Origin of the sequence: Streptomyces sp. NPDC102406 (genome assembly GCF_044765725.1) — a bacterium.
Lineage (GTDB): Bacteria > Actinomycetota > Actinomycetes > Streptomycetales > Streptomycetaceae > Streptomyces.
In genome coordinates this window covers 253028-266335 of sequence record NZ_JBIWKP010000007.1, presented here as the reverse complement: position 1 = coordinate 266335, position 13308 = coordinate 253028, and the positions used below count along the sequence as shown (strand labels likewise).

9 protein-coding genes are annotated in these 13308 nt (G+C 72.2%); 7 read left to right on the top strand and 2 right to left on the bottom strand.

Features of this window, described 5'->3' with window-relative positions:
* The first annotated feature begins 10 nt into the window (after positions 1-10).
* From ACIRF8_RS27105 to ACIRF8_RS27095, 3 genes are all read left to right on the top strand, one after another.
* Positions 11-556 (top strand): hypothetical protein, encoded by a 546-nt coding sequence (locus ACIRF8_RS27105; RefSeq protein WP_404218636.1) that lies wholly within the window; start codon positions 11-13, stop codon positions 554-556.
* A 166-nt stretch (positions 557-722) separates the two neighbouring features.
* On the top strand, positions 723-914 hold the full coding sequence (locus tag ACIRF8_RS27100) for a hypothetical protein (protein WP_404218633.1): 192 nt from the start codon (positions 723-725) through the stop codon (positions 912-914).
* A 71-nt stretch (positions 915-985) separates the two neighbouring features.
* On the top strand, positions 986-4072 hold the full coding sequence (locus ACIRF8_RS27095; RefSeq protein WP_404218631.1) for an AAA family ATPase: 3087 nt from the start codon (positions 986-988) through the stop codon (positions 4070-4072).
* 12 nt (positions 4073-4084) lie between these two features.
* Here the strand turns inward: ACIRF8_RS27095 and ACIRF8_RS27090 are convergent, their stop codons facing one another.
* Entirely contained in the window at positions 4085-5260 is a 1176-nt protein-coding gene (locus ACIRF8_RS27090) for a PQQ-dependent sugar dehydrogenase (RefSeq protein WP_404218800.1), read from the bottom strand.
* Between the two features lie 46 nt (positions 5261-5306).
* Complete coding sequence (locus tag ACIRF8_RS27085; RefSeq protein WP_404218798.1) at positions 5307-6308, bottom strand: aldo/keto reductase; 1002 nt, start codon at positions 6306-6308, stop codon at positions 5307-5309.
* Positions 6309-6384: 76 nt separating this feature from the next.
* On the opposite strand from ACIRF8_RS27085, the gene ACIRF8_RS27080 reads away from it, so the two are divergent.
* The 4 genes from ACIRF8_RS27080 to ilvN all read left to right on the top strand — a co-directional run bounded on the left by ACIRF8_RS27080 (position 6385) and on the right by ilvN (position 13267).
* Entirely contained in the window at positions 6385-7323 is a 939-nt protein-coding gene (locus tag ACIRF8_RS27080; protein WP_404218629.1) for a 2-hydroxyacid dehydrogenase, read from the top strand.
* A 540-nt stretch (positions 7324-7863) separates the two neighbouring features.
* On the top strand, positions 7864-10614 hold the full coding sequence (locus ACIRF8_RS27075; protein WP_404218796.1) for a putative bifunctional diguanylate cyclase/phosphodiesterase: 2751 nt from the start codon (positions 7864-7866) through the stop codon (positions 10612-10614).
* Between the two features lie 245 nt (positions 10615-10859).
* Positions 10860-12710, top strand: coding sequence for an acetolactate synthase large subunit (locus ACIRF8_RS27070; protein WP_404218627.1), 1851 nt, complete (start codon positions 10860-10862; stop codon positions 12708-12710).
* A 29-nt stretch (positions 12711-12739) separates the two neighbouring features.
* Positions 12740-13267: an acetolactate synthase small subunit gene (gene ilvN, locus ACIRF8_RS27065; RefSeq protein WP_363198694.1), complete on the top strand. Its 528-nt coding sequence runs from the start codon at positions 12740-12742 to the stop codon at positions 13265-13267.
* Positions 13268-13308: the final 41 nt, after the last annotated feature.

Sequence of the window (13308 nt, the reverse complement as noted above, 5' to 3'; positions counted from 1 at the left end):
GGTGCGCAGCATGACTACGAAGACTGATGCGCAGCCCGACGCCGTCGAGCGGAAGGAGAACGAGGAGGCCGTCGAGGCGACCGACCAGCCCACCGAGGTCGAGGTCGAGGCCGAGGCCGACGTCGAGCAGGCGGAGGAGGACGCCGCCACCGCTCCGCGCCCGGCCGGGGCAGGACAGGGCGCGGGGGCCATCGTCTCCGCGGGCCTGGGCGTCATCGCCCTCAGCGGGAGCTGGCTCGGCACCGTCGCCTCGGCGCGCGAATCGCTCATCGGGCAGCTCAACACCGCGCAGTCCGCGAGCGTCGCCAAGCAGGTCTCCGAGGTCTACGGCGACTCCTGGCACGCCGCCGCCCTGGTCGGCGGCGCCTTCTCGCTGCTCGCCCTCCTCGTCGGCGCGTTCGTCCTGGTGAAGCCCGCCTTTGGCGTACCCGGCAGGGCCCAGGCGACCTGGATCAAGTCGGCCGCGTGGGCCGGCGTCTCGCTCGGCGTCCTCGGCCTGCTGCTCGCCGCGGCCAAGTACACGGACCTGCTCCTGGGCCTCCCCAGGACCAGCTAAGCATCCCCGGCCCCGCCTAAGGCACCCTGAGACCCCGCCTAAGGCACCCGAGCCGCCGAAGATGCGGCACTCTCCCGATGTGGCGCACCCCCCTGGGAAACGAGAGTTGAGGCATCGCGGAAAGCACTCCGCGAGAACCGCAGACCATCGTCACCAGGGGGACGACATGTTCGAGTACGAACTCCACCAGACCCGCTCCGCCGAACTCATCCGGCGTGCCGACGAGTACCGGCTGGCCCGCACGGCCCGCGCCGCCGCCAAGGCCCGCCGCGTGGTGGGCCACTCGGCCGGCCAGGAGACCGAGGGGCGGGTGAGTACGGGAGGCCCGCGCCGCCACCGCGCCCCGCGCACCGCGTGAACGCTCCGCCCCGCCGGGCGGGCCGCCCGCCCCGCGTCGAAAACACCGCCGAGCCGTCGTATCCGTGTGCGATGCTCGGCGGTGTGGAGACCAGGTCCGTCAGCCCGGTGTTCGTCGGCCGCGCCGATGAACTGGGCGTACTGAACACCGCCCTCGCGCGCGCCGCCGACGGTGCGCCCCAGGCGCTGCTGCTCGGCGGCGAGGCCGGGGTCGGCAAGACCCGGCTCGTCGAGGAGTTCGCCGCGGAGGCCCATCTGCACGGCGCGGTCGTCGTCACCGGCGGCTGCGTCGAGATCGGCGCCGACGGACTGCCCTTCGCGCCCTTCTCCGCGGCCCTGCGCGCGCTGCGCCGCAGGGTGCCCGACGCCTTCGACACCGCCGCCGCCGGCCGGGAGGACGAACTGGCGCGGCTGCTTCCCGAGTTGGGCGACATGACGCCCCACGGCCGCGGCCTCGACGGACGCGGCGACGAGAGCGCCATGGCCCGGCTCTTCGAACTCACCGCGCGGCTCCTGGAGCGCGTCGCCGCCGAACACACCGTCGTGGTCGTCCTGGAGGACCTGCACTGGGCGGACGCCTCCACCCGCCACCTCCTCTCCTACCTCTTCCGCACGCTGCGCAGCGGCCGTCTCGCCGTCGTCGCCACCTACCGCGCCGACGACGTGCACCGCCGCCACCCACTGCGCCCCCTGCTCGCCGAACTCGACCGGCTGCGCACCGTCACCCGCATCGAGCTCGGCCGCCTCAGCCGCGACGAGGTGGCCCGCCAGGTCGCCGGGATCATGGCCGCGGAACCCGGACGGGCCGTCGTCGACGACATCTTCCGCCGCTCCGACGGCAACGCCTTCTTCGTCGAGGAACTCGCCGTGGCCGCCACCGAGGGCTGCGCCACCGGGCTCACCGACTCCCTGCGCGACGTCCTCCTCGTCCGCGTCGAGTCGCTGCCCGAGTCCGCCCAGCGCGTCGCCCGGATCTGCGCGGAGGGCGGCTCCACCGTCGAGTACCCGCTGCTCGCCGCCGTCGCCCGGCTCGGCGAGGACGAACTCATCGAGGCCCTGCGCGCCGCTGTCGGCGCCAACATCCTCCTCGCCACCGAGGACGGCGACGGCTACCGCTTCCGCCACTCCCTGGTCCGCGAGGCCGTCAGCGACGACCTGCTGCCCGGCGAGCGCTCCCGCCTCAATCGCCGCTACGCCGAAGCCCTGGAGGCCGACCCGGCGCTCGTCCCCGCCGACGCCCGCGCCATGCGCCTGGCCACGTACTGGTACCACGCCCACGATCCGGCGAAGGCGCTGCCCGCCGTCCTCGACGCCTGCGCCGAGGCGCGCCGCCGGCACGCCTACTCCGAGCAACTGCGGCTCCTGGAGCGCGCGATGGAGCTCTGGGACGCGGCGCCGGAGGAGATCAGGGCCGCCCTGCGCCTCGGCGACGACTTCGAGTCCTACCCGGCCTACGGCGGCGACCCGGCCAACACCCCGCTCGGCTATCTCGACCTGATGGGGGAGGCCGCCGTCGCGGGCCGCCTGTGCGGGGAACGGGAGCGCGCGCTGAAGATCAGCAAGCGCGCGATCCGGATTCTCGACGAGGCCGCCGCCCAGGGCGAGGGCGACCCCCTGCGCGCCGCCTGGTTCTGGATCCAGCGCTCCCGGATCAGCTCGCACACCGGCCGCGGCAACGGCTGGGACGAGATAGCCACCGCCCAGGAACTCGTCCGCGGCCTGCCGCCCTCCGCGGTGCACGCCCAGGTCCTCACGCACGCCGCCGCCTGGGGCATGCTGCACAGCCCCGGCGCCGAGACCCTCGCCGCCGCCGAGCGCGCCGTCGAGTACGCGCACATGGTCGACGACGAGGAGACCGAGCTCCACGCCCGTGTCGTCCTCGGCAGCCTCCTCGTCGACGCGGGCTCCGTCGAGGAGGGCTTCGCCCAGATGCACGCGGTACGGGACCGCTCCATCGAACTCGGCCTGATCGCCCGGATCAACAACGTCAACGTCAACCTGCCGTCCTCACTCGAAGGCGTGGGCCGCTCCGAGGAAGCCGTCCGCATCTGCGACGAGGGCATCGCCCTGTGCCGCCGCTACGGCCTGACCGACACCAAGGGCTGGGTCCGCGCCAACAAGGCCGAGTCCCTGCTCTCCCTCGGACGCTGGGACGAGGCGGTCCGGGCCGCGGACTGGACCCGCCGCTCGTCCCTGAGCACCAAACCCCGCGGCACCTCCTGCGTGCACCTCGCGACCGTCTCGCTGGGCCGCGGCGACCTCGGGGAGGCGGCGGGACATCTCGCCGCCGCCCACGAGCACTACGGCACCCACGACCCGATGCCGCAGTACGCTCTGCCGCTCGCCCATCTCACCCTCGCGCTCGCCGCCGCGCAGGGCCGCGTCCTCGACGCCCGCGCCGCACTCGACCGCGTCGTCACCGCCGGACTGCCGCCCTCCATGCACCGCTACATCTGGCCGATGCTGCGCACCGCCGCGGCCGCGGAGGCGGACGCCCGCGGCCTGCCCGCCGCCGACACCGGCCGCGCCGAGGCCGTCGCCCGCATCCGGGACGCCGCCGAGCGCCAGGCCACCCCGGTCCCCGTCTGGCACGCGCACGAACGGTGGGTGCGGGCCGAACTCCGGCGCGCCGAGGGCCGCGACACCCCGGACGACTGGTCCGCCGTGGTCGACGCCCTCGAACCCCTCGCCCGCCCGCACGACCTGGCCCGCGCCCGACTCCGCCTCGCCGAGTCCCTGCTCGCCCCGGCCCCCACCGACGCCGACCGCGACCGCGCCACCGAACTGCTCCGCCTCGTCGGCGCCGTCGCCGACCGGCTCGGCGCCCGCCCCCTCACCGAGTACGTCGCCCTGCTCGCCCAGCGCGCCCGGCTCAGCCTCACCCGCGACGAGCCGCGCCGTGCGGCACCGGCCGACCCCGCCGAGGAGTTCGGCCTCACCAGCCGCGAGCGGGACGTCCTGCGCCTGGTCGCCGCGGGACGCAGCAACCGGAGCATCGCCGAGGAACTGTTCATCTCCCCGAAGACGGCCAGCGTCCACGTCTCCAACATCCTCGCCAAGCTCGACGTCGCGGGCCGGGGCGAGGCAGCCGCCCTCGTCCACCGCCTGCACCTCTTCCCGGAGCGGCCGGTCCTGGTACCGCCCGGCGGCACGGGCTGACCTCGGCGCCGGTCAGCTCACCCGCAGCTCCAGGATGCGGTCGTCGCCCTTCTTCGGCGTGCCCCGGGAGTCCGTCTCGCTGGTCACCAGCCACAGCTTGCCGCCGCCCGCGGAGAGGACCGTGCGCAGCCGCCCGTACTTCCCCTCCAGGAACGCCCGCGGCTCGTGCGCCGCCTTCGCACCGTGCAGCGGGATCCGCCACAGGCGCTCGCCCCGCAGGCCCGCCATCCAGATCGAGCCCTCGGCGTAGGCGATGCCGCTGGGGGAGGCCTCGTCGGTCCGCCACTGCGCGATCGGGTCGTGGTAGCCGCTCCGGCCGCTCCTGCCCTCGGCGTCGGGCCAGCCGTAGTCGTCACCCGCCACGATGTGGTTCAGCTCGTCCCAGGTGTCCTGACCGAACTCCGAGGCCCACAGCCGCCCACTCCCGTCCCAGGCCAGACCCTGCACATTGCGGTGGCCGTAGGAGTACACGGGCGAGTCGCCGAACGGGTTGCCCGGCGCGGGCTCGCCCTCCGGGGTGAGGCGCAGGATCTTGCCGCCCGTCGACTTCTTGTCCTGCGCCAGCTCGGTCCTGTACGTCTCGCCGGTCCCCACGTACAACATGCCGTCCGGGCCGAACGCGATCCGTCCGCCGTTGTGGTTCGTGCCCTTGGGGATGCCCTTGAACACCGTGTCCGGAGCGCCCAACTGCTCACCGGGGGGCTGCTTCGCGTCGTACCGCATCCGCGCGATCCGGTTGTCCGACTCCGTCGTGAAGTACGCGTAGACCATGTGGTCCGTGGCGTAGTCCGGGGAGAGCGCGATGCCCAGGAGGCCGCCCTCGCCGCCCGGGGCGACGCCGGGCACCGAGCCGAGCTCCGTCTTCTTCCGCGACTGCGGCTCGACGCGCGTGAGGGTGCCCTCGTCGCGCGAGGAGACCAGCAGGTCGTCGTCCGGCAGCAGGGCCAGGCCCCACGGCGACCTGAGGCCGGTGGCCGCCGTGCGCCCCACGGTCACGGTCCCTTCGGCGGGCGGCACGGCACCCGGCTTCGGCGATGTCGCCGACCCGTCCGCGCTCGTGCTCGGCGCGGACGTCCGCGCCTTGTCCGGCCGCCCGTCGTCACCGGAGGAGCACCCCGCCGTGAACAGGAGCGCGGCACAGACGGCCACGGCCAACGCGGGGCGCACAGCTAGATGTTGCACGATCAGGTCCCTTCGACGCGACGGTTCCACCGTTCATACACCGCGCGCGCCCTCAGTCCCAGGAGCCCTGTGCCCTCGGCAGTGCCGCGATCTCCGCCAAGTCGGCCGCGGACAGGTCCAGTTCGGCCGCCGCCGCGTTCTCCCGCGCCCATCGCTCGTGCTTGGCGCCGGGCACCGGCACCACGTTCCGTCCCTGCGCGAGCACCCACGCCAGTGCCACCTGCGCGGGCGTCACGTCCGTGCCGAGACGGGCCGCGACCCGGCGCAGCCCCACCACGATCGGCTGGTTCGCCGCCATCATCTCCGCGGTGAACCGGGGGTGCCGGGCCCGCACGTCGTCCGGCTCGAAACCCTGGCCCGGTGTCAGCGTGCCCGTCAGGAACCCGTTGCCCAGCGGCATCGCGGCGAGGAACCCGACGCCGCGCACCGCGCACCAGGGCAACAGCGACTCCAGCGCCTCCGGTGACCACACCGACAACTCGGCCATCACCGCGCTCACCGGGAAGATCTGCTGGATCCGCTCCAATTGGCGAATCGTTCCGGCGTGCATTCCGGCCCGGCCACCGCGGCGCGCGGCCCGCGCCCCCACCGCACACAGCCCCAGCGAGCGCACCTTGCCGGCGCTCACCAGCTCCGCCATCGCGCCCCAGGTCTCCTCGACCGGGACCTCCGGGTCCGCCCGATGCAGTTGGTACAGATCGATGACGTCCGTCTGGAGACGCCGCAGCGACGCGTCGCACGCCCGTTTCACATAACCGGGGCGGCCGTTGGCGACAACGTGCTGCTCCCCGACGAGCAGCCCCACCTTCGTCGACACGAACGCGTCCGCGCGCCGCTCCTTCAAGGCCCGGCCGAGAAGCAGCTCATTGGTGAACGGCCCGTACATGTCCGCCGTGTCGAGCAGACTGGAGCCACGGTCCAACGCCGCGTGCACGGTGCGCAGCGACTCCTCGCCACGCTGTCGTGAGCCGGTGTACGCCCAGTGCATCGGCATACAGCCGAGCCCGATCGCCCCCACCTCGAGCGCCGCCGCCCCGATCGCCTTGCGCTCCACCTGCTCGTGACCCTCCCTGTCTTTGGCCACCAACCTAACCTCTGCACGTCGGAGCGGCTGACATAGCCTCCTGACCATGACTGGTGATGTGTGGCTGCCCTTCCCCGCCGACGAGATCCCGGGCCTCCCCGACGGGCTCGACTACCGCTACTGGAACGGTGAGCCGGACTTTCCGGCCGATCCGGCCGACTGCGCGTACTACGTCGTCCCCTACATGAAGGGCGCCGAGGTCGCCGTGCGCCCCCTGCCGCGCATGACGTCCCTGCGCGCGGTGCAGACCCTCTCCGCGGGCGTCGACCACGTCCAGAGCGGGCTCGTCCACCTGCGCCCCGGCGTGCAGTTGTGCAACGCGCGCGGTGTGCACGACGCCAGCACCGCCGAACTCGCCCTCGCCCTGATCCTCGCCTCCCTGCGCGGCATCCCCGACTTCGTCCGCGCCCAGGAGCGCGGGGAGTGGCGCTCCGGATTCCGTCCGGCGCTCGCCGACAAGAACGTCCTGATTTTGGGTTACGGCGCGATCGGCTCCGCCGTCGAGGACCGGCTCGTCCCCTTCGAGGTCGCGCGGGTGGCACGCGTCGCACGCTCCGCACGCACGATGGAGCGCGGGCCCGTGCACGCCCTCGCCGACCTGCCGGGACTGCTCCCCGAGGCCGATGTCGTCGTGGTGGTCACGCCGCTCACCGAGGAGACCCGCGGCCTGGTGGACGCCGAGTTCCTGGCCCGCATGAAGGACGGGGCGCTCCTCGTCAACGTCAGCCGCGGCCCCGTCGTCGACACCAAGGCGCTCCTCGCGGAACTGGAGAGCGGTCGCCTCACCGCCGCCCTGGACGTCACCGACCCCGAACCGCTGCCCCGGGAACATCCGTTGTGGCAGGCCCCGGGGGTGCTCATCTCCCCGCACGTGGGCGGCCCGACCTCCGCCTTCCTGCCGCGCGCCAAGCGGCTGCTTGCCGCCCAGCTCACCCGTTTCGCGGCCGGGCAGCCCCTCGCCAACATCGTGCACACCGTGAGCTGACCGGCGGATCGGCGGCCCCGTACGCCCCTCGGGTGCGGTCGCCGGAGGCGCGGCGGGCACGCTCCGCGCCCGCCCGGATGCACCCTGTGTCTCCATCACCGCTGGTCGTCACGGAGAGTAGAGCGACTATGTCCCTGAGTGACGAGACTGGTGTATCGTCCCGACTGGGGCAGCGCCGTTCGGGTACGCGGCGCCGGGGATGAATGACGGACTGCGAGGGGGGCGACGGGCGATGCACGGCCTATGGGTGAACGATCCGACGCGGCGGGGCCGCCGACGGCGACCCTCACACGCACCGCTGCGCGGACGAAGTCCGGGCCGCCGCAGGAGCGGCGCGCACCGGATCGGGCCCCGCGGCGGACGCAGAAGGCATGCGCACACCGGGCGCGGCGAGCGGGACGCGGGAGCGGCTCGACGGACCGAGGCGGCGCGGTGACCGCCCAGCCGACGGAGACCGCCCCGCTGGCAGCACCCCGGCAGGCGCGCACCCCGGCCGGCCCGAGCGCCGCCCGGCGCGGCGCGGGCGCCGGACCACAGGTGATGCTCACCGTCCTGTGCGCGGGCTACGCCATGGGCTCCGCGCTCGGCTGGGGCAGCGAGGAAGTCGCCCTGTTCATGGGGGACTTCGGACTGAGCGTCGCCGCCGCCGTCGCCGCTGTCTCGAACTTCCTGTACGCGCGCAGCCGGCGCAGCCGCTTTCGACCCGCCTGGCTCCTGTTCGCGCTGTCCTCCCTGATGGCCGCGCTGGGCAACGGGGTGTGGGGCTGGTACGAAGTGGTGCTGCGGGTGCCCGTACCGACTCCGGGCCTCGCCGACGTGTTCTTCCTCTGCTTCGCGCCGCCCGCGATCATCGGCCTCCTCGTGCTGGCGAAGCGGCCCGTGACCAAAGCGGGCTGGATCTGCCTCGGGCTCGACTCCTGGCTGATCGCCGGGTCGCTCCTGACCCTGTCGTGGAGCCTGGCTCTCGCCCACACCGCCGAGTTCGAGGGACAGAGCGTCACCCGCACCGCGCTCTCCCTCGCCTACCCGCTGCTGGACATCGCGCTGGTCAGCATGGTCCTCGCCCTGCACTTCCGGCGCTCGCCCGGCAACCGCACGGCGGTGAACACCGCGATCGGCGCGCTCGCCCTGACCGTGATGTGCGACGCCCTGTTCACCTCACCGCTGCTGCACGCCAGTTACCGCTCGGGGGAGATCCTCGACGCGGGCTGGTTCGCCGGGTCGCTGCTGCTCGCCTACGCGCCGTGGGTCGGACCCGAGCACGAGACGACGTACGAGGAGCGGGCCCAGGGGCCCGGGGGGCGCTACCAGGTCAGTCACACCCGCCCCATCTCGGGTTCGCTGGCCGCGCTCACCCCGTACCTGGCCGCCGCCGTCTGCACGCTGGGCATTCTCTACAACGTGCTGAACGGGCACAGCGTGGACCGGGTCGTGCTGTTCACGGCCTGCACCGTGGTCCTCGCCCTCGTCGTGCGCCAGGGCATCATGCTCCTGGACAACATCACGCTCACCCAGGAACTGGCACAGAAGGAGAACCACTTCCGCTCCCTGGTGCAGGGCTCCAGCGACGTCATCATGATCGCCGCTCCGAACGGGATCCTGAGATACGTCAGCCCGGCCGCCGCCGGAGTCTACGGACGCGAGGCGGAGGAGCTGGTCGGGTCCGAACTGGCCTCGATCATCCACCCCGAGGACCTCGGGCGCGTGGTGCACGAGGTGCGCAGGTTCCTCGCCGCGAGCCAGGTGGAGGAGCCCACCACCCGCATCGAATGCCGCTTCCGGTCCGGCACCGGGGCCTGGCTGAACGTGGAGTCCACGATCAACCGCCACCACGGCGGACTGATCCTCAACAGCAGAGACGTCACCGAACGGGTGCGTCTCCAGGCGCAGTTGCAGCACAACGCCGAGCACGACCCGCTCACCGACCTGCCCAACCGGGCCCTGTTCACCAAGCGGGTCGGCCAGGCGCTGACCGGGCGGCGGGCCACCGACCGGGGCACCGCCGTACTCTTCATCGACCTGGACGGCTTCAAGCAGGTCAACGACACGATCGGCCACCAGGCGGGCGACGAACTGCTCGTGCAGGCGGCAAGAAGGCTGGCCGACTCCGTGAGATCCGGAGACACCGCGGCCCGTCTCGGTGGTGACGAGTTCGCGGCGCTCATCGTCGGCGACGGAGGTCGCGACCACACCGCCAGGGAACAGCAGATCTACGAGCTGGCCGACCGGCTCAGAATCACCCTGTCCCAGCCGTACACCATCGACGGCCACGACAACGTACGCGTCGCCGCCTCCATCGGCGTCTCCTTCGCCGAGCCCGACATCACGGCGGGCGAGCTGCTGCGCAACGCGGACCTGGCGATGTACCGCGCCAAGGCCGCCGGAAAGGGCCGCGTCGAGCTGTACGCGCCCCAGATGCAGGCCGATGTCGTGCGCAAGGCGGAGCTGGCCACCCGGCTGCGCTCCGCGCTGCACGACGGCGAGTTCGCGCTGCTGCACCAGCCGATCGTCTCGCTCGACGACGGCCGGATCACGGCGGTCGCCGCGCAGGCGCGCTGGCGCTCCTCCCAGGGCATCCTCTTCACCCCCGGCGAGTTCCTGCGCGTGGCCGACGACAGTGAGCGCACCGCGGAACTGGGCCGCTGGATCCTGGAGGAGGCCGTCGAACAGGCCGCCGAGCGCGGTCGCAGCGGACACGCGACGCCGGTCGCCGTGCGGATCAGCGCCCGCCGACTCCTGGACCGCGCCATGCCGCTCGGCTCCATCGAGGCGCTGCTGACCCGGCACGGGCTGCCGTCCGGGGCGCTCGTCATCGAACTCGCCGACAGCGACCCGCGGGTGCCCCTCGACGAGCTGGAGCGCCGTCTCACCGCGCTGCGCAGGCTCGGCGTCCGTATCGCCCTGGACGGGTTCGGCAGCGGCTATGCGGCCATCACCGCGCTGCGCCGCCTCCCCGTGGACGTACTGAAGCTGGACAGGTCACTGGTCGAGGGCGTCGTCGAGTCCGCACGGCTGCACAAGATCACCAGTGGGCTGCTGCGGATCGCGGGCGATCTCGGACTGGCGTCGGTGGCCGACGGCGTGGACCGGCCCGAGCAGGTCCTCGCGCTGCGGGCGATGGGGTGCACGCACGGGCAGGGCATGGCGTTCTCCGGTGCGCTGGACGAGTACCGGCTGCGGCGCGCGCTGGTCCTGGGGGCGTACCCCGTACCCCGGGAGAAGGGCGAACCGGTGTTCGCCGGAGCACCCGCTCGGCGCTCACATGATGAGACTCCCGTCCCACCCACTTGACACGCCATGCGTGCCGGGGGGAGGGTCAATGCCATGCGCACCCGAATTCTCGTACTTGGAAAGCGCGTCGGCTGAAGCTGGGACCCACTGATGTGACCATCAGAATCCCCAGCGACCGCACCCGGCGCGCTCCCCTCGCTTGCCTCCCGGCACGAGGGGTTTTTTGTTGCACCGGCACAGGACGCAACCCGTAAGACCCCTGCACAACCCTCGCAAAAACCCTCAGCATCGAGAAGAGAATGCCGATGACCGAGCAGGCCACCGGGGCCCACCATCCGCAGCCGCGGCCCCGTTCCGGAGGACAGCAGTCCGCCCCCGTCGAGCACGTCACGGGAGCGAAGTCCCTCATCCGCTCGCTCGAGGAGGTCGGGGCCGACACCGTATTCGGTATCCCCGGCGGTGCGATCCTTCCCGCGTACGACCCCATGATGGACTCGAGCCGGGTGCGCCACGTGCTCGTCCGTCACGAGCAGGGTGCGGGGCACGCGGCCACGGGCTACGCCCAGGCCACCGGCAAGGTCGGGGTCTGCATGGCCACTTCGGGCCCGGGCGCCACCAACCTGGTCACGCCGATCGCCGACGCGCACATGGACTCCGTGCCGCTCGTCGCGATCACCGGCCAGGTCGCCTCCAAGGCGATCGGCACCGACGCCTTCCAGGAGGCGGACATCGTCGGCATCTCCATGCCGATCACGAAGCACAACTTCCTGGTCACCAAGGCCGAGGACATCCCGAAGACGATCGCGGAGGCGTTCCACATCGCCTCCACCGGACGGCCGGGCCCGGTCCTCGTGGACATCGCGAAGGACGCGCTCCAGGCGCAGACGACGTTCTCCTGGCCGCCGCAGACGGACCTGCCCGGCTACCGCCCGGTGACCAAGCCGCACGCCAAGCAGATCCGCGAGGCCGCCAAGCTGATCACGAGCGCCAGGCGGCCCGTCCTGTACGTGGGCGGCGGCGTCCTCAAGGCGCACGCCACCGCCGAGCTCAAGGTCCTCGCCGAGCTCACCGGAGCGCCCGTCACCACCACCCTGATGGCGCTCGGCGCGTTCCCCGACAGCCACCCGCTGCACGTGGGAATGCCGGGCATGCACGGTTCGGTCACCGCCGTCACCGCGCTCCAGAAGGCCGACCTGATCGTCGCCCTCGGCGCCCGCTTCGACGACCGCGTCACCGGCAAGCTGGACAGCTTCGCCCCCTTCGCCAAGGTCGTACACGCCGACATCGACCCGGCCGAGATCGGCAAGAACCGGGCCGCGGACGTGCCGATCGTCGGCGACGCCCGCGAGGTCATCGCCGACCTCGTGCAGGCCGTGCAGAAGGAGCACAGCGAAGGCCACACCGGCGACTACGACGCCTGGTGGCGGGATCTGAACCGCTGGCGCGAGACGTACCCGCTCGGCTACGACCAGCCCGCCGACGGCTCGCTCTCCCCGCAGCAGGTCATCGAGCGCATCGGGCAACTCGCCCCGGAGAACACCATCTTCGCCGCGGGCGTCGGCCAGCACCAGATGTGGGCCGCGCACTTCATCCAGTACGAGAAGCCGGCGACCTGGCTGAACTCGGGCGGCGCCGGAACCATGGGCTACGCGGTGCCCGCCGCGATGGGCGCCAAGGCGGGCGCCCCGGACCAGCCGGTCTGGGCGATCGACGGCGACGGCTGCTTCCAGATGACCAATCAGGAACTCACCACCTGCGCCCTGAACAACATCCCGATCAAGGTCGCGATCATCAACAACGGCGCCCTCGGGATGGTCCGCCAGTGGCAGACGCTGTTCTACAACCAGCGCTACTCCAACACCGTGCTGCACGCGGGCCCCGACGGTGAGACCCCGCCCAACAAGGGCACGCGCGTCCCCGACTTCGTGAAGCTGTCCGAGGCCATGGGCTGCTACGCCATCCGCTGCGAGCGCCCCGAGGACCTCGACAAGTGCATCGAGGAGGCGAACTCGATCAACGACCGCCCGGTCGTGATCGACTTCATCGTCCACGAGGACGCCATGGTGTGGCCGATGGTCGCCGCCGGCACCTCCAACGACGAGGTCATGGCCGCGCGCGGCGTCCGCCCCGACTTCGGCGACAACGAAGACGACTGAGAGCTGTCAGGGAAGAGGGAACACGCACCATGTCCACCAAGCACACGCTCTCCGTCCTGGTCGAGAACAAGCCGGGCGTCCTCGCCCGTATCACCGCTCTGTTCTCCCGCCGCGGCTTCAACATCGACTCGCTCGCCGTCGGTATCACCGAGCACCCCGACATCTCACGCATCACCATCGTCGTGAACGTCGAGGGACTCCCGCTCGAACAGGTCACCAAGCAGCTCAACAAGCTGGTCAACGTCCTGAAGATCGTCGAACTGGAGCCGGGCGCCGCCGTCCAGCGCGAGCTGGTGCTCGCCAAGGTCCGCGCCGACAACGAGACGCGCTCCCAGATCGTCGAGATCGTCCAGTTGTTCCGCGCCAAGACCGTGGACGTCTCGCCCGAGGCCGTCACCATCGAGGCCACCGGCTCCAGCGACAAGCTGGAGGCGATGCTCAAGATGCTGGAGCCCTTCGGCATCAAGGAGCTCGTCCAGTCCGGGACCATCGCGATCGGCCGCGGCTCGCGCTCCATCACCGACCGGAGCCTGCGCGCGCTCGACCGCACGGCCTGAACCCCGGCTCCACCGCTCGCATAGCGAGACCTGAAAACTTT